Source organism: Polyangium sp. 6x1 (assembly GCF_029946515.1).
In the GTDB taxonomy this organism is placed as follows: Bacteria; Myxococcota_A; Polyangia; order Polyangiales; family Polyangiaceae; genus Polyangium.
This window is the reverse complement of record NZ_JARZHH010000002.1, coordinates 91,006-108,612: the sequence shown is the minus strand read 5'-3', so window position 1 is coordinate 108,612 and position 17,607 is coordinate 91,006. Positions and strand designations below refer to the sequence as shown.

Annotated in this window: 13 protein-coding genes; 11 read left to right on the top strand and 2 right to left on the bottom strand. The window is 68.2% G+C overall.

Annotated elements, in window-relative coordinates:
• Nucleotides 1–107 precede the first annotated feature (107 nt).
• The 8 genes from QHF85_RS03380 (at nt 108) to QHF85_RS03345 (ending at nt 12,087) form a co-directional block, all read left to right on the top strand.
• Complete coding sequence (locus QHF85_RS03380; RefSeq protein ID WP_281325574.1) at nt 108–4,196, top strand: TOMM system kinase/cyclase fusion protein; 4,089 nt, start codon at nt 108–110, stop codon at nt 4,194–4,196.
• Nucleotides 4,193–5,023, top strand: coding sequence for a BMA_0021/BMA_0022 family TOMM bacteriocin (locus tag QHF85_RS03375; RefSeq protein WP_281325573.1), 831 nt, complete (start codon nt 4,193–4,195; stop codon nt 5,021–5,023). The genes QHF85_RS03380 and QHF85_RS03375 overlap by 4 nt, the downstream gene beginning before the upstream one ends.
• Before the next feature lie 22 nt (nt 5,024–5,045).
• The gene (locus QHF85_RS03370) at nt 5,046–7,268 is read left to right on the top strand and encodes a TOMM precursor leader peptide-binding protein (RefSeq protein ID WP_281325572.1); all 2,223 of its coding nucleotides are present in this window, start codon (nt 5,046–5,048) and stop codon (nt 7,266–7,268) included.
• Between the two features lie 18 nt (nt 7,269–7,286).
• Nucleotides 7,287–8,453, top strand: coding sequence for an amidohydrolase family protein (locus tag QHF85_RS03365; protein ID WP_281325571.1), 1,167 nt, complete (start codon nt 7,287–7,289; stop codon nt 8,451–8,453).
• Between the two features lie 301 nt (nt 8,454–8,754).
• Complete coding sequence (locus tag QHF85_RS03360; RefSeq protein ID WP_281325570.1) at nt 8,755–9,624, top strand: 3-hydroxyacyl-CoA dehydrogenase NAD-binding domain-containing protein; 870 nt, start codon at nt 8,755–8,757, stop codon at nt 9,622–9,624.
• 50 nt (nt 9,625–9,674) lie between these two features.
• On the top strand, nt 9,675–9,950 hold the full coding sequence (locus QHF85_RS03355) for a phosphopantetheine-binding protein (protein ID WP_281325569.1): 276 nt from the start codon (nt 9,675–9,677) through the stop codon (nt 9,948–9,950).
• Nucleotides 9,947–11,095 (top strand): acyl-CoA dehydrogenase family protein, encoded by a 1,149-nt coding sequence (locus QHF85_RS03350; protein ID WP_281325568.1) that lies wholly within the window; start codon nt 9,947–9,949, stop codon nt 11,093–11,095. The genes QHF85_RS03355 and QHF85_RS03350 overlap by 4 nt, the downstream gene beginning before the upstream one ends.
• The gene (locus tag QHF85_RS03345) at nt 11,092–12,087 is read left to right on the top strand and encodes a hypothetical protein (RefSeq protein WP_281325567.1); all 996 of its coding nucleotides are present in this window, start codon (nt 11,092–11,094) and stop codon (nt 12,085–12,087) included. Before QHF85_RS03350 ends, QHF85_RS03345 begins: the two co-directional genes overlap by 4 nt.
• A 21-nt stretch (nt 12,088–12,108) precedes the next feature.
• Here the strand turns inward: QHF85_RS03345 and QHF85_RS03340 are convergent, their stop codons facing one another.
• Complete coding sequence (locus QHF85_RS03340) at nt 12,109–12,339, bottom strand: MbtH family protein (RefSeq protein ID WP_281325566.1); 231 nt, start codon at nt 12,337–12,339, stop codon at nt 12,109–12,111.
• Nucleotides 12,340–12,465: 126 nt separating this feature from the next.
• On the opposite strand from QHF85_RS03340, the gene QHF85_RS03335 reads away from it, so the two are divergent.
• Genes QHF85_RS03335 through QHF85_RS03325 form a run of 3 tightly spaced genes read left to right on the top strand, consistent with a single transcriptional unit; the run spans nt 12,466 to nt 14,739 of the window.
• Nucleotides 12,466–14,154, top strand: coding sequence for a cyclic peptide export ABC transporter (locus QHF85_RS03335; RefSeq protein WP_281325565.1), 1,689 nt, complete (start codon nt 12,466–12,468; stop codon nt 14,152–14,154).
• A gap of 40 nt (nt 14,155–14,194) precedes the next feature.
• Entirely contained in the window at nt 14,195–14,365 is a 171-nt protein-coding gene (locus tag QHF85_RS03330) for a hypothetical protein (protein ID WP_281325564.1), read from the top strand.
• Nucleotides 14,362–14,739: a hypothetical protein gene (locus QHF85_RS03325; protein ID WP_281325563.1), complete on the top strand. Its 378-nt coding sequence runs from the start codon at nt 14,362–14,364 to the stop codon at nt 14,737–14,739. The genes QHF85_RS03330 and QHF85_RS03325 overlap by 4 nt, the downstream gene beginning before the upstream one ends.
• A 21-nt stretch (nt 14,740–14,760) precedes the next feature.
• Here QHF85_RS03325 and QHF85_RS03320 read toward each other — a convergent pair whose 3' ends face one another.
• The gene (locus tag QHF85_RS03320; RefSeq protein WP_281325562.1) at nt 14,761–17,598 is read right to left on the bottom strand and encodes a penicillin acylase family protein; all 2,838 of its coding nucleotides are present in this window, start codon (nt 17,596–17,598) and stop codon (nt 14,761–14,763) included.
• Nucleotides 17,599–17,607: the final 9 nt, after the last annotated feature.

Here is a 17,607-nt window from a genome sequence, read left to right as displayed (position 1 = left end):
CAAACGCGAAGATCGCGCCGCGCCGTCGTCCGCTTGACAGGCTGCGTCGTTTTGCGCGATGTCGAAATCGTGCGATGGGGTCATCCAGCGCTCTTGGGGGGCCGTCCGTGAGTTCGATCCTACAGCGCTACGATGAAGCCTTCGTGCCCGGCGCCACGTTCGCGGATCGTTACGAGATCCTGGCCAAGCTCGGCGAGGGCGGCTTCGGCGTGGTGCACAAGGCCCGGCAGCTCACGACGGGGCAGCCGATCGCGTTGAAGATCCTGCGCCCCACGGAGAACGGAAGCGCCCCGCAAGGCGGCACGCGCGTCGCTCGGTTTCTGCGCGAGACCGAGCTCTGCGCCCAGCTTCACCACCCCAACATCGTGAAGCTCGTCGATGCAGGGCAAACAGGCGATGGGATCCTCTACACGGCGTTCGCCTTCGCCCCCGGCGATACGCTCGCCGCGCTGCTCGAAAGGGAAGGCGCGCTCGCGCCGCGCGAGGCCGGGCATCTGATGCTCCAGGTGCTCGACGCCCTCGCGTGCGCCCACACAGCAGGCGTGGTCCACCGCGATCTCAAGCCGAGCAACATCATGGTGATCCCCACGGGCGCACGCCGTAACGCGCTCGTGCTCGACTTCGGGATCGGCTCCACGATCGACGCCGATCTCTCCTCGCGCCTGACCGGTAGCCACGACGCGCTGGGCACGCCCGGCTACGGGGCGCCGGAGCAGTGGCGCGGCGCCGATCCCTCGCCGCGCGCCGATCTGTTCTCGTGGGGCCTCGTGTTCCTCGAATGCCTGACCGGAAAGCCGGTGTACGGCGGCACGGCGGCCGAGATTTTCTATCGGCTGCTCGATCCCGATCCGGTCCCGATCCCGGCCGCGATCGAACGCCACCCCCTCGGCGACCTGCTCACCCGCGCCGTTCGCAAGGACGTCGCCGCGCGGGACGTCACCGCCCGCGGGCTGCTCGACGCGCTCGACGCCTGCGATCTGCGTGGGCTGTCGCGCGAGGGGATGCTCGTCGCCGGGGGCGCCTCGGCGGGCGCGCGCCCCGGGCCTTTGGCGTCGAGCGCGATGCTCACCGCGTCGCTCGACGAACGGCCAGGGGCTGCGCCACCAGCGCTCGACGGCGAGCGACGGCAGCTCACGGCGCTGTGCTGCCGGCTGAAGGCGCGCGCGGCCGCGGAGCAGGACTTCGACGTCGATGCGCTCGACGGCCCCCTGCGCTCGGCGCTCGCCCTCTGCGCGGACGTCGGGCGCCTCCACGGCGGGTACGTGGCCGCGACGCTCGGCGACAAACTCTTGATCTACTTCGGCTACCCGAGCGCGGCCGAGGACGACGCCAAGCGCGCCGCACGCGCGGCGCTGGCGATGGTCGGCGCCGTGGACGACATGGCCGCGCAGCAGCTCGCGGTGCAGGGCGTCCGTGTCGAGGTGAGCATCGGCGTCCACACGGGCCCGGTCGTCGATGGCGATCTCGGGGGCCTGCACCGCGCGAACCTCGTCACCGGCGCCACGCCAAGGCTCGCGGCGCGGCTCGCCGCGCTTTCACCGCCGGGGAGCGTGACGGTCAGCGCGGCGTCGCAAGCGCTCCTGCGCGTCTCCTTCGCGCTCGAGACCGACGAGGTCCGCTCCATCGAGGGGATCGCGGCGCAGGTGGAGACCTTCCGCCTCGGGCAGGAGCGCGCGAGCGCGACGAGGTGGCTGACCCCCGACGGCTCGAAGGCTCCCCTCGCGGGCCGAGATCGGGAGCTCGACCTGCTCCTCGAGCGATGGCGCCGCGCGTGCGACGGGGAGGGCCAGTCGTGCCTCATCACGGGCGAGCCCGGCATCGGCAAGAGCCGCCTCGCGCGCGAGCTCCGCGAGAGGCTCTCGAGCGAGGACCCGATCTTCCTCGAAGGGCGCTGCGCGTCCAGCACGCAGCACAACGCGCTCTCTCCGGTGGTCGAGCTCGTCGAACGCGCGCTCGGGCTCGATCAGGATCGCGACGCGAACCGCAAGATCGCGCGGCTCGAAGGGGAGCTTTCCGCCCACGGCTTCGCGCTGGCGGAGACGATGCCGCTCTTCCTGCCGCTCTTGTCCTTGCCGCTCGGCGCGCCGTACGCCCCGCTCGACGTCTCGCCGCAGCGGCAGAAGGCGCTGACGCTCCAGGCCATCACGTCGCTGCTCTTCGCGATGACCGACAAACGGCCGGTCTTTCTGCTGGTCGAGGATTTGCATTGGGCCGATGCGACCACGATGGAGCTGCTCACCGAGCTCGTTCGTGAGGCCCCCACGGTCCCCATGTGCATCCTGATGACCGCCCGCCCGGAGCTTTCGTCGTCGTTTCCGACGACCGACGTGCTGCTCTTGCCGCTGAGCCGCCTCGAGCGTCCGCAGATCGAGCAGATGCTCACCGCGCTGGCCGGTCGCAAGGCGCTTCCTGCGCCCGTGATCGAGCAGGTGGCGGAGCGCGCCGATGGCGTGCCGCTCTTCGTGGAGGAGCTGCTCCGGATGATGGTCGATTCGGGACTTCTTTCGGAGCAAAACGATCGCTACGAGCTCACCGGGCCGATCGCGGGCGCGGCGATCCCGGGGACGCTCCGGGCGCTGCTCACGGCGCGGCTGGATCGGCTCTCGCGGGCCAAGGAGACGGCCCAGTTCGCAGCGGCGCTCGGGCGGGAGTTCAGCGTCGAGGTGCTCTCGGCCGCGAGCCCGCACGGCCCGGCGGTGGTGGCCGACGATCTGGAGCGGCTGATGAGCGCGGGGCTCGTGCTGCGCAAGCGGCGAGGCAAAGACGCGGTGGCGGCGTTCAAGCACGCGCTCGTGCGGGACGCGGCGTACGAGTCGCTCTCCACGAGCGCGCGGCAGCGGGTGCACGCGCGGATCGCGGGCACGATGGAGGAGCGGTTTCCGGAGGTGGTCCGGACCCGACCGGATCTGCTCGCGCATCACCACGCGGCGGCGGAGCAGAAGCGGCTGGCGGTGCCTTACGCGCAGCGGGCCGCGGAGCGCGGGCTCCACCGCTCGACCTATGCCGAGTCGATCGCGCACGCCACGAATGCCGTCGCGTGGGCCTCCGCACTGCCGGACGCCGCGCGGGTCGAGGCGGAGCTCGCCGCGAATGGCGTCCTGACCCAGGCCCTCATGGCGACCCGGGGCTGGGCCGATCCCCAGGTCAAGGCGACCACCGATCGCTCGGCCAGCCTGGTGCAAAGGCTCGAACGGGACAGCGCGCACCGGGTGCCAATGCTGTGGTTTCTGTTCACGTATCATCACGTGGCCAGCAACCGCCGGACGGCGCGCGGGGTGGCCGAAGAGCTCGTGGCCATTGCCGAGCGCTCCGGCGACCGGGGACTCTGCGCGGCGGCCGCAGCGCTGCACGGCCTCGCCCTTTTCATGGATGGCGACCACGCGGACGCGCGGCGCGCCGTCGAGCGCGCCGTCGAGCTCTACGACCCCGAGCTGCATCGCGATCATGGGGCGCGATTCGGGCTGGATTCGCTCGTGCTGGCGAAGGCCTACGTGGCGCAGCTCTGCTGGTTCTCCGGCGACGACGCCGCGGCCTTCGCGCTCGTCGCGAGCACGCTCGAATGGGCGCGCGAGGTCAGTCACGTGCCCTCGATTGCCATTGGGTTGCTCTACGGGGGTATGGTCCATCAGCTCGCCGGCGACCGGGGCACGGTCGCGTCCATGACCGGCGAGCTGCTCGCCCTGAGCGGAAAATACGGACTCCCGGCCTACGAAGGATATGCCGCGGCCCTGCACGATTGGGCGACCGGCGACGGCATGCGCGCCCGGGCCATCGTCCAGGTCCTCTCGGACCTCGGGTGCAAGCTCGGCCTCTCGTATTACGGCTCTCTGGTCGCCGATGCGCAGGCGGAGCGGGGCGAGCTCGACGGGGCCCTCGCGTGCATCGACCATTGCCTCGTGTTGTGCCGCGAGAACGACGAGCATTTCTACGAGCCCGTGCTCCACCTTCGCCGAGCCCTGTACGAGGCGCGGAAGGATCCTGCGTCCGAGGGCGTACGGCTCTCGCTGGAGGAAGCGGCGCGGCTCGGGCGGCAAAAGGACATGCCGAGGATCGAGGCGCTGGCGACGCTGGAGCTATCTCAGCGCTTTGGCAGGACCGAAGAGCGCCGGGCGCGCCTCGACGAGCTGCGCGGGCGCCACCCGGGTCTGCAAGGGATCGAAATCGACGACGGCAAAGGAGGAGTTCGATGGGCATGACCAAGTTGCTCGAGTTCCGCACGGTTTACATGCGTTCGATCGCGACCGCGTGGGCGTCTCAGGCTTTCCAGAACAAACTGATCGCGGACCCCACGGGGACGCTCCTGGATTCGTTCGGCTTCGACTGGCCGTGGAAGAACGCGTGTACCCTCGAGATCCGGACCGCCGACGGGCCTCAGGGCAAGTTCGAGTGGATTGACGACCAGTGGGTCTGGTCGCAGAACCTGCTCGACAGCCTGACGATGTACCTGCCGCTCACGGCCCCGTCCACGGACCCGAACGCGACGGCCATGGCGCTCGCGGATTATTACAGGCAACGGCCGTCGCTGTTCAGCGACGACTGGGGAACGCCGTACGGCCCGACGGGGCCCGTGACGAGCCCGACGGCCCCCGGAGGCGTGCCCCTCAGCAACGCCCCCGTCATCAGCAACAACAGCGGCGCTCCCGTCGGCGGCTACATCCCGAGCGACGATGAGTTCTCTGCTTTCAACGTCGTATTGCTCTCGGCGCTGGCCAAGGCCTGGAAGAACCCGGGCTTCAAGCAGACGCTCCAGATCGATTGCGCGGCCGCTCTGCACACCATCCGGGATTACAAGATGCCGTGGAACCTGACCATTGGCATCCTGGACGACGCCGCGGCGCAATGGACGCCGCCCAACGCGTCGGCCAGTCCGCCGTCGCAGGGTCAGTCGTACTGGACGTTCTCCAAATTGAACAAGCTCACTCTGTATTTGCCCACGAAACCGAGCAACGCGGACGCCGAGCCCGTCGCGCTCGCGACGTACAACGCCACGGGCGCAGAATATCCCTTCACCTGCTGCTGCTAGCGGGGAAACCCGAGGACAGACGATGCGGCCTCTGGAACTGAGCCAGGTGCTGGCGTTCAAGCCCACCCTGCGGGCCTTGCGCATGGATCCCGGCGCGGTCTTCCTGATCGGCGAGCGTGAGCGCTTCGTCCTCTCCGGCGAGAGCACGGTCGAATTGGTCACGCTCGTCGACGGCCGGCGCACCGTACACGACATCTTGCACGCCGCGCGCGCTCGGGTCTCCGAACCGGAGGCACTTTACATCCTGAGCAAGCTCGCGGCGCGCGGTTATCTCGTGCCCGCAGCGCCGGAGCTTCCCCCGGAGACCCTGGCGTTCTGGCACGGCGTCGGCCTCGACGGAAAAAACGCTGCCGAGGCTTTGCGCAATGCTGCCGTCTCGGTGCGAGGTCTTGTCGAATCGGCCGCCGTCGGGTGGATGGCCGAGGCGCTCACACAGGCAGGCGTGCGGGTCGACGGCGACGCGCCCGTGCAAGTGGTCGTGACCGACGATTACCTACGGCCGGAGCTCGGCGCGATCAGCCGCCGCGCGCTGGACGAGGGGACACCGTGGTTTCTCATCAAGCCCACCGGCGTCGAGCCGCTCATCGGGCCGGTCTTCGTGCCGGGGGGCCCCTGCTGGGATTGCCTGTCGTTCTGGATGCACCAGAATCGCCCCGTGGAGGCGCTCGTGCACCGGAACCACCCTCACGAGGGCCCCGTATCTCCCCCCACGGCGGCCACCGAAGCGAGCTTGCGGACGGCCTGCGGAATCGGCGCCCTGGCCATTGCCCGCGTGCTCGCCAGCGGGGACACGAGCGCCCCTCCCCTGCTCGACGCGCGGGTGCTCGCCCTCGATTGGGCCACCCTTCAGACCACCGCGCACGCGGTCGTCCGGAGGCCCCAATGCCCGACGTGCGGAGATCCGGCGCTGATGAAGGCCGTCGGCGAGCGCCCGATCGAATTGAAGCCGGTCGAGAAGGCGCATTACGAGGACGGGGGATACCGCAGGCAGAACCCACGGCGGACCTACGAGCGCTACAAGCACCTCATCAGCCATCTCACCGGCGCCGTGACGCACCTCCACCCGATGCCGGGGCGAGATACCGAGCTCCGCGCCGTCTACGCATCGGGGTACCTGGTCTGCCCGCGGGGCGGCGTGCCGCGCGAAAACGTCTTCGACAAGGGCTGCGCTGGTAAGGGACGCAGCGCGGATCAGGCGAAGGTGAGCGCGCTCTGCGAGGCCCTCGAACGCTACAGCGGGGTCTACCAGGGCGACGAGGCGCGCGTCCGCGCAAGCAAGGACGAGCTCGGCGCGTCGGCGCTCGACCTCGCGGATCTCTTGAACTTCAGCGAGGCGCAATATCGCTGGCGCGATCGCTTCAATGCGCAGAGCGCGGACCGGCGCCAATGGGTGCCCGCGCCGCTCGACGCGAGCACCCGGATCGACTGGACCCCGGCCTTTTCGCTGAGCAAGCGCGAGCGGCGCTACGTCCCGCTCGCCTACTGTTATGCCGAGGTGCCTGCCGAGAGCGGCGCCGCATATTCGGGCCCCTGCAGCAATGGAGTGGCGGCCGGCACCTGCCTCGAAGAAGCCCTGCTCCAGGGCCTGCTCGAATGCGTGGAGCGCGACGCCGCGGCGATCTGGTGGTACAACCGTTTGTCGCGGCCGGCCATCGATCTCGACAGTTTTTCCGACCCGTACTTCGACGCCTTGAAGGCCGATTACGCTCGCCTCGGGTGGAACGTCTGGGCGCTCGATCTCACGCACGACCTCGGCATCCCCACGTGTGTCGCGCTCGCGCACGAGCCCCGGGCGGATCGATTCGCCATCGGATTCGGCTGCCACCTCGACGCGCGCCTCGCCGTGCAGCGGGCGCTCACCGAGCTGAATCAGCTCTTCGATCCCGAAGGCGCGCGCCGGGCCCCGTGGGACATCTCGCGGCAACCCGACCGCGAATATCTCTTCCCCCACCCCGACCTTCCGCAGACCGTCCCCGCGACCTTCCCTTCCTTCGACGGCGCCGATCTGCGCGCCGACATCGAGCACTGCGCGAAGCGCCTCGAAGCAGCGGGCCTCGAGCTCGTCGTGGTGGACAAGACCCGCCCCGACATCGGTTTGCCCGTGGTCCAGGTGATCGTCCCAGGGCTCCGCCATTTCTGGCCTCGATTCGGCCCGGGGAGGCTTTATCAAGTCCCGAGCGCGCTCGGCTGGCTCGCCCGCCCGCTCGTCGAGAGCGAGCTCAATCCGATCCCTCTGTTCGTCTAGCGGCCGAGGAGGTTTTTCATGCGCGATGGATTCCGGATCCTGGACGTCGACCGTCACGTCATGGAGCCCATCTCCTTGTGGCCCGAGTATTTGCCTGCGCAGATGAGGGCCTATGCGCCCCAGCTCACGCCCTTCGGCCCCCCCGAGACCCTGGCCGAGCGAATGAATCGCCTGGGCGAGCACGCGCTTCTGCCCACGCCGCCCATTCTCTCCGTGGCCGGCGAGCCCCTCATGCGTGTTCCCGAGGTGGCATACATCGAGCTCGGGCTCGTCGCCACGCGCCGTCGCGAGGTCCTCGCCGCCGCGGAGACGCCTCGGGGGCACCTCGCCGAAATGGACGCGACGGGCGTCGACGTCGCCGTCGTGCTCCCGACCTACGCGTCCTGCCTGGTGAACGACGACGGAATCGACGCGGAGCGCTCGCGCGCCTACGCCCACGCCTACAATCGATGGATGCGCGACTTTTGTTCGACGGCGCCGAAGAGGCTCCTCGGCCCGGCGCTCCTCTCGCGCCACGATCCCGTGGCCATGGTCATCGACCTGGAGGAAGCGGTCCGCGACGGCGTGCGCGCCGTGGTTCTCCGGCCAAACCCGGTGCAAGGCCGTACGCTGAGCGCGCCCGTCCATGCGCGATTCTGGGCCGCGTGCGAGCACCACGAGGTCACGGTCCTTCTCCACGAAGGCACACACGCGCGCGTCTCCACGGCGGGCACCGATCGCTTCGAGACGCGCTTCGGCCAGCATGCCTGCTCTCATCCGATGGAGGCGATGATGGCGCTGCTCTCGCTCCTCGAAGGTGGCGTCCTCGAGGCGCACCCGACGCTGCGGGTGGGCCTGCTCGAAGCGGGATGCGGCTTTTTACCGTACTGGCTCTGGCGGCTCGACCACGTCGAATACGCGCAGATGCGCGGCGAGGTGCGCCATCGCGTGCGCCGGCCCCCCTCTGAATACTTTCAGCGGCAATGCTGGATCGCGCTCGAACCCAGCGAGGCGATGCTCGATCGGGTGGTGACGGAGATCGGCGCCTCGCGGATGGTGTTCGGCACCGATTTCCCGCACCTCGATCATGGCCCCGGAATGGTCTCCGACATGATGGCCCAGCGGGCCGCGCTCGGCGAGGAAGCGCTGCGGATGATCCTGTGGGAGAGCCCGTGCGGCCTGATGGGGATGGATTCGCGGGCATAGGGTTCATTCCCTGCGCATCAACAAGAGGTGCAGAGGTACCTCGACGCTATGGTCATTCCAACCCCCGCGCACCGGGTCCGCTCTTCGCGCCCTCGCCGCACGCGAACGTGAGGCTCCTCCGAAGGCCTCCTCATTTTCCTCTGGACTCGAACCGTAGTCTCATATACAAACCAGCGCCGAAGCGCTGGGGGCTTCACTTTGATTCCTTTCCCACGAGGCGAGCTGTCACGCAGCGGCCCACGCGGAGGGGAGCGGAGTTCGCAGCGTGGTTGGTATGTTTCCCGGAGGAGGCTCGATGCAAATGAAGACGATTGGTGTCCTGGGTGCTGGCGTCATGGGCACGGGCGTCGCCCATGCCCTCGCCGAGAGCGGGCACCGGGTGATCCTCAACGACGTGAGCGAGGAGCAGCTACGGAAGGCCCGCCAGAACATCCGGAAGAACCTGCGCATGTACCGCCTCCTGCAAGCGCGCGCCTCGGGGGCGCCGACGGGCGCGGACGCGAACGACGCGGAGACGCTCGGCCGGATCGAGACCACGACGGAGCTCGCGCCCCTCCGCGCGGCCGATTTCATCGTCGAGAACGTGACCGAGAAATGGGAGATCAAGCAGGAGCTGCACGCTCGCCTCGACCAGCTCGACATGCCCCCCGTGCCGGTCGCCGTCAACACCTCGGCCATCCCGATGGCGCGCTTCGCCGCCCTTTATTCGAAGCCGGGGCGCATCGTCGGCATGCATTTCATGAACCCCGTCCCGCTCATGCCGATGATCGAGGTCATCCGCGGCGAGGCCACGGCCGAGGACACCCTCGGCGCCGCCAAGCAGCTCACCACGCAGATGCGGAGGCAATGCATCGTCGTCAAGGACTCGCCCGGCTTCGTCACGAACCGCGTCATGATGCTGACCGTCAACGAGGCGGTGTTCCTGCTCCACGAGGGCGTCGCCTCGGCGGAGGACATCGATCGCCTCTTCCAGACCTGCTTCAACCACCGGATGGGCCCGCTGGCGACGGCGGATCTGATCGGGGTCGATACCGTCCTTTACTCCATCGAGGTGCTGCACCGAGAGTTCAAGGACGACAAATACCGCCCCTGCCCCCTCTTCCAGCAGATGGTCGATCAAGGGCTGCTCGGCCGCAAGAGCGGCCGCGGCTTCTACCAATACGATGTCTGAGGCCGGGATCCGGGCCACGCAAACGCTTATTCATTAAGGAGCACAAGTACATGTCGCAAAGCACGATCAAGGGTGATGTGAAGTCGTTCCTCTCGCGGCACGTCCGGGGCGTGGACGTGAAGGACAGCGACGATATCTTCACGATGGGGCTCGTGAACTCCATGTTCGCCATGCAGCTCGTCGAGTTCATCGAGAAGCGCTTCGAGGTCGAGATCGGGCCCGACGACCTCGAAATGGACAACTTCCGCAGCATCGACGCGATCGCCGCGCTCGTGGAGCGCAAATCGTCGGGCGACGGGGCCCGGGCCAACGCGGAGGGCGCGTGAAGATCGCGCTCTCCGAAGCACAAGAGCTCGCGCGCCGTACGTTCCAGCGCTTCGCCAAGGAGGAGGTCGCGCCCCACGCGGAGCTCGTCGATCGCGAGGAGCGGATCCCGAGGTCGGTGGTCGAGGCGCTCGCGCGCGAGGGATATCTCGCGAGCGGCCTGCCCGAGGAGTTCGGCGGGCGGCACGCCGATCCCATCGTGCGCGGCTTGATGCACGAGGCGCTCGGATACGAGAGCGCCTCGATCCAGGGGCTCGTGAACGTCCACCACATGGCGACGTCCGCGCTCGCGCGCTGGGGCACGGCGGCGCAAAAGCAAGCGTGGCTCCCTCGGTTCACCAAAGGCGAGCTGCTTGCCGCCTTCGCGCTGACCGAGCCGAACGTCGGGAGCGACGCCCTCGTCGAGACCACGGCAGAGGTGGACGGCGACGATTACCTGCTCACCGGCACCAAGCAATGGATCACCTGCGGAGCCCTCGCGGACGTGTTCGTCCTCTTCGCGCGCGTGGGCGACGCGCCCACGGCGTTCCTCGTGCCGGCCGACGCCGAGGGATTCTCCAGGACGCCCATTCAAGGCATCCTCGGCTGCCGGGGCTACATGCTGGCGAGGCTCGTGCTCGATCGATGCCGCATCCCGAAGGCGCATCGGATCGGCACGCAGGGCTTCGGCATCTCCCACGTGATGAGCGCGGGCCTCGACAATGGGCGGTACAACCTCGCATGGTCCTGCGTCGGCCAGGCCCAGGCTTGCCTCGACGCGAGCCTCGCGTACACCGACCAGCGAAAGCAGTTCGGCGCGCCGCTCAAGGACTTTCAGCTCATCCAGCGGCTGCTCACGCGGATGATCGTCGGCGTCCAGAGCGCGCGCATGCTCTGCTGGCGCGCCGGCCACGCCCGCGCGGAGCGCATGCATACCGCGTCGTACGAGGCGATGATCGCCAAGTACCAGGCGTCCACCGTCCTGAACGAGGTGGCGAATCAGGCCCTCCAGATCCACGGCGCGAACGGCTGCGGCAGCGAATATCCGATCCAGCGATACCTCCGGGACGCGCGTATCATGGAGATCATCGAGGGGAGCACCCAGATGCTGGAGATCATGATCGCGAAGCTCGGCTCTGCCGACGCAGCTGCATCGAGGAGCGCATGAACAAACCGCGCGCGTACCGGACGAAGATCCTTCGTGAATGCACCGCGTCCCGCGTGATCGGCCTCGACGGCGACGACGCGCTCATGGCGTCCCCTGACGTCCATACGCTGGACGCGGGGCTCGTGGCCCTCCGCGGGGATGTGCTCGCGCTCTTTCGATTCTTCGAACACACCTTCCTCCGCCTCTCGCGCCGCTTTCACGCGAAGGAGAGCCACTACCCCGTCCTTTTGCCCATGCGGATCCTCGAGGAGGTCGGCTACTTCGGCCATTTCCCGCAGCACGTCACGTTCTGCACGCACCTGCCCGAGGATCTACCGATCATCGAGTCCGTGGCGCGATCCGCAAACGAAAACCAGGGAAAGCTCGCCGAGGAGCTACGCGCGCGCGTCCAGACCGTCACGCACGCGCTCAAGCCCGCCGTCTGCCTTCCTTGTTATGGTCAGCATCGCGGCGCGCGGATCCCGGAGGGCGAGGTTCTGCGCGTCACCATGCAGAATCATGTCTTCCGCCATGAGACCACCCCCTACGACGCACTCGCTCGCCTGTGGGACTTCCAGGTCCGCGATATCGTGTTCATGGGCGCCTTCGACCGGCTGAAGGCGCTCCGCCAGGAGGTCATGGACGCGGCGATGGATCTCTGCGAGGCGCTGGATCTGACGGCCCGACTGGAGCTCGCCAACGACCCCTTCTTCCTCAGCGAGAACACGAACAAGATCGTCTACCAGCGGCTCGGGGAGGTCAAATACGAGCTGATGCTGCGGATCCCCCACCGCGACATGGACGTGGCTGCGTCCTCGTTCAACCTGCACCGGGAGTTCTATTCGTCGGTCTACGACATCCGGCACCACGACGGCGCGGCCGCGGAGACGGCGTGCATGGGCTTCGGCATCGAGCGCTGGGTCTACGGTTTTCTGAGCCAAAAGGGAATGGACCCACGTGGCTGGCCCGAGCAGGTCACGCACTTCATCGACCGCGACGCCTCGGGATCGTGAGCATGGCTCGCCCAGGCGGCGTCAGCTCGATTTGTCGGCGGCGGCCTCCATCTGCTTCCTCAAGCTGAGCGGGCGCATGTCCGTCCAGACTTGCTCGATGTATTCGAGGCACTCGCTCTTCTTGCCCGTCTTGCCCACGGCGCGCCACCCGGCAGGGATCTCACGCTCGACGGGCCATATCGAGTATTGCTCCTCGTGGTTCGCGACCACGATGAAGTTCGAATTGTCGTCATCCAGCACGCTCGTTGTCATGCGCGCAACCTACCACGGGCCCCGCGCGATACGCAAGGTTCTCCCCGTGCCCGCGCGGCGCGCGGATCACGTGGCCGGGGGATCGGGCCGCGCTGCTCGATTTCCACGGAAAAGGATGCAATCGTCATGAGGCTCGTCAAGCTACTCCTCCGGCAGTCTTTCGGGCTCGTGGTTCTCTCGGTCCTTTGTGGCCTCCTCTCGGGCGCCGCATTCGCAGCGCTGGTGGCGCTGCTCAACGAGGCGCTGGCCAGTGACGAGGGGCGCCTCGGGGACCTCGGCTCGAAGTTCGTCGCCGTCGCGGCCGTGGCGCTCGTCACGCGGGTGGCTTCGCAGGTTCTCTTGACCTGGGTCCGCCACAGGGCGCTCCTCGAGATGCGCCATCAGCTCGCGTCGCGTATCCTCGCCGCGCCATTACGGTCGCTCGAGGAGCAAGGCCCGCACCTCGTCCTCGGCGCGCTGATGGAGGGCGTGGTGACGGCGGGCACGGGGCTCTCGATCCTGCCGTTCTTCTTCACGAACGTGATCGTGATCCTGGCGTCGCTGTCGTACCTCGCCTGGCTGTCCCTGGGCGCGCTCGGCGTCATGCTCGCCTGCATCGTCGTCGGGCTCGTGACGTACTGGATCCCGACGATCCACGCGATGCGCCTCCTCGAACAAGGGCGCAACGTGCAGGATACGGTGTTCAAGCAATTTCAATCGCTCGTGAGCGGCATCAAGGAGCTCAAGCTGCACCGCCGACGCCGCGGGGCGTTCCTCGACGAACACCTCGTGCCGACGATCGACAAAATGCAGCGGCTCGGCGTGAAGAGCCAAAACTTCTTCACGGGATCGAGCGCCTGGGGGCTTTTGTTTTTCTTCGTGTTTCTCGGCGTGCTCGTGTTCGTCTACCAGCGCTGGATCCCGCTCGATCGCGCGACGCTCACCGGGTATGCCCTGGCGACGCTGTACATCCAGCAGCCGCTCGGGGCGCTCATGGACATGATCCCCGTCATCGGACAGGGAGAGGTCGCCGTGCAGAAGATCGAGAAGCTCGGCTTGTCGCTCAGCGCGGAGCGAGATCTTGCGCCGCGCGCAGAGCCCCCGGAGGCGCCGCGCACCTTCGAGGTCATCGAGCTGTCGAAGGTCACGCACACGTATCACCGAGAGAATGAAGAGGGGGGTTTTACCCTCGGCCCCATCGACCTGACGCTGCGGCGCGGCGAGCTCGTGTTCGTGGTGGGAGGCAACGGCAGCGGGAAGACGACCCTGGCCAAGCTGATCACGGGCCTGTACACCCCGGAGGGAGGCGAAATCCAGCTCGACGGTCGGTCCGTCTCGGACGCCGACCGGGAAGACTACCGCGAGCTCTTCTCGGCGATCTTCTCCGATTACCACGTGTTCGACGTCTTGCTCGGGCTCTCGCCCGCGCAGCGGGAGACGCGCGTCAAGCATTACCTCGCGCGGCTGCTTCTCGACAAGAAGGTGGCCGTGGTGGGCGGCGCCCTCTCGACCACCGCGCTGTCGCAGGGGCAGCGCAAGCGGCTGGCCTTGCTGGCGACGTACCTGGAGGACAGGCCCATTTACCTGTTCGACGAGTGGGCCGCGGACCAGGATCCTCAATTCAAGGACGTATTCTATCGAGAGCTCTTGCCGGAGCTGCGCAGCCAAGGGAAAACCGTGGTCGCCATCACGCACGACGATCGTTACTTCGATCTGGCCGACCGCGTGGTGAAGCTCGAGGACGGCCGCCTCGCAGCCGACGCGACGCTCCGCGCCGGATCGACGCCCAAGGCCGCCGCCGACACACCCGCCCTCGCCCCGGCGGACCCGGCATGAACGCGTCGAGACGACCGTCCGCGCCGTCGTGCTCGGGGTCATGCACCTCCTCGTGCCGGCGACGCTCCTCCCCCACATCACGACGAAATTCACGAACTTCGGACGCTCCCGCGACGACGCCCTGCGGTCGGCGCCGATCGAGGACGATCCCGCCGCGGACGTCGTCGTCCTGCGCGCGCCCGATCCCATCATCGGCCCTTGGGGGGCGTGACGCGGACCATGCTCAGCGGCGCCCGCGTCCACCGCTGGTGGACCCTCTCCCTGTCGCCGCACGAGCACGACGTCGCGCGCGTGGGCCCGTCCGTCCTCGAAATGTCGACCCGCGGGCCGTGGCTCGAGAGCTTTCAGGAGCGGGTGTTCCGGTCGCGACGCGCCGTCGTGCCCGCCGGTACGCGCGTGCGCACCGGCGAGTTCGAGGCAGAGGTGGTGGAGGCGCGGGAGGGAGCCCCGGCGCGCGTGCGGTTCACGTTCGGCCGCTCGCTGGATGATCCGAAGCTGCGATTCTTGAGTTTTCAGGGCCAGCGGCTCGCGAGGATCACGATGCCACCCGTGGGGGGGACGTTCGTCCTGCCAAAGCTTCCGTAACGGCTCCCCCGGGAGGTCCCGTCACTGCGTCGAAAGCACGTGCCTCGACTCCTTGGCGGCCACGACGTCCTCCACGCGGAAGGGCACGGCGCGCGTCTGGTTCTTGCGCCAGAGATCCGCGCCGTCGCGGAAGTGGGGGCTCGCGGGGTCCCAGACATTCCCGCCAGGAATGGCATTCCAAGACCGCGGGCCGGCCGGGTCGAGATCCAGGACGAAGCGCTGCGCGGCGCCGACCGCGTAGGTGAAATTGGGCGAGGCGTCGAGGGCCCAGGACGTGGTGAAATCGCTCGCGTCGACGGCGAGCAGGTCCCCGTGGCGCGGGAAACCCGTCTTGAAGACGGGATCGTAGGCGGAAGGAATGTGCATCTCGACCCACATCGGCGTGAGCGGAGCGAACGTGACCTTGTGGTGCGCGCCCCAAACAGCCTTGCTCTCTGTCGCGTTCTTGTCCAGCCACGCGATGGCGTCGAGCAGCGATCGGAGCGCGCGCTCGTGGCGGGATTCGACCGCCGGGGTGTCGATGTCGTCCCACAGGGCGCTGTCGCTCGTCGCGGGGTCGAGCGTCGCGAAGGAAGCATGGTCGTCCTCGACCAGGTGGAGGATGCCATCGAGCTGCATCGCCCGCGGAATGCCCTCTTCGCGACCGGCGCGGACGTACTCGTCGCCGAACGTGCGCCGGAGGAGACGAATGAGCCAGACGTTGAAGATCAGCGTGGCCCGAGCGGCGCGCGCCTCGACGGCCTTCGGCGCCCCCTCCGCGTCGGAGAGGATTTCGCCCGTGTCCTCATCGATCCCCGCGGCGGCCAGATAATCTGCCTCCGTCCCCCATTGCTGAAGCGCGGCCTTGATCGCGGTGACGCGGTCCGGCGCGAAGGCCGGATCCGCCACCACGGCCGTCAGATCCGGGTGTGTGCCGGGCGTGGCGCGCTCCGCCTCGCCGCGCGTGATGGCCTCGATCAGGAAGGGCGCGAGGCGGGCGCCGAGGTTCGACCGCGCGTCCCCCTGATAGGTCGCCATGTCCTCGGGCGTGATGGGCGCCTTGGCGCCTTCCAGGAGCGTCTTGATGCGTGACGCCCGGAAGCCGATGTCGAATTCGCAGCCGAGGTAGGCCGGGGTGCCGTCCGAGAACTTGTCGTTCGTGGGGTCGCCGTCGTCGGTGCCGCCCCAGGAATCATTGTTGGCGGCGATGATGTACCCATTCTCGGGGTTCTTGCCCCACGGCATCATGGCGCCGGGAATGTCGTCCTCCCACTCCGCGGTCCCGTCGCCGGGCAGCGCGAGGCAAGGCAAGTTGCCCGCGCCCGTCATGGGATCCCACGTGAGAGCGCCCGGGGCGCGCTTGGGGACGCGCGCGTGCGAGGTCCAGAGAATGTTGCCCGTGGTGTCGCCGACGACCCAGCTCTGCGCGCCGACCTCGAATTGTTCGAGCGACGTGCGCGCCTCGTCGACCGATTTGGCGAGCATGAGGGTGAAGAGCGCCTCCAGGTCGTGGGTCGCCGCGTGCCCCGTCCAGCGCACCGAGACGGCGCCGGCCGCAGGATCGATGGGAAGGATTTTCCCATTTTCGATGGTCGGCGCGATCGGGCCGTGGTGCGGGACGATCGGGAGTTTGTACACGATCGGGTCGCCGCCCTGCACCTCGATGACCTCCTCGACGAATTCGAGGGGCACGGGCGCTCCCTTCCACATCACGGCTTTGCCATCGGGCGTGAGCTCTTCGGTGTAAACGTCGGTGACGTCGTACCCGGCGACGGCGGAGCCCCAGCCAATGTGCTCGTTGTGGCCGAGCGTGATCCCGGGGACGCCGGGGAACGCGACGCCGGAGACGTGCAGCCCCTCGCCCGTCGCGCCGACGTGCAACGCGACCGGCCAGAAGGTCGAAGGCGCGCCGAGCCCGAGGTGGGGATCGCTGGCGAGCAGGACATGGCCCGTGGCGCTGCGCGAGGGAGCGATGGCCCAGGTATTCGAGCCGAATCCGTCGGGCGAGAGCCGCTCGTTGAACTCCGTGAGAATGCGGAAGAAGGCGTCACTCGACGCAGGCAAACGCTCCCGTGCCGTCGGGGGTGGCTTGGGCGGCCCAGGCTTCGGGTTCGGGCTCTGCGGCGTCGAGGAGGACGTGTACACGCGCTCGCGCGGCGCCAAGAGCCAGAGGTCCTGGATCATACCCGCGCGCTTCGCGATGGAAGGATCGGGGCTGCCCGTGGGGAACGTCTTGCCGAGATCGGCGAACAGGTTGGTGTAGAACGTCTCGGCGGTCCCCTGGTTGGAGAGCTGATAGATGCGGAGGCGCGCGACCGCGAGCGAATCGATGGCCGTCCAATCCACGAGCGCCTCGAGCGGGTAATTGGTGATGCCCGGCGGCAAGGGGATCTCTCCGCTGCGCATGCGGCGGAACGCCTGGGTGATGCCGTCGGCGTACGCCTCCAGGAGGGCCTTCGCCTGGGGATCTTGGATGGACGCGTATTGCGCGGCCGCGATCCGGTTCACGCCCACGGTCCGCAGGCCGATGTCCTGGTTGATGGCGGCCGGATTGACGGTCGCGAAATACTTGGCGGTCGTGCCGAGCGCGTGGCGCCTGAACAGATCGATCTGCACCGTGCGATCGATCGCGACCATATACCCCTCCGCGCGCATGGCGTCCGCGAGGGTCGACGCATAGATGTGCGGGCGGCCCTGGTCGTCGCGCACGATATCCACGGGGGCCGAGAGGCCGTCGATGCGGATCCGCCCATCCACGGGGAGATCCGCGCGGTCGCCGAGCGGGCCGACGGCAGCAGGAGGCGTCGGATCCGGATCCGAGCATCCGAGCAGGGCGATTCCGAGGAGCAGCGGTGTCAGGCAGTAAGATTTATACGTCATGAGTCAATC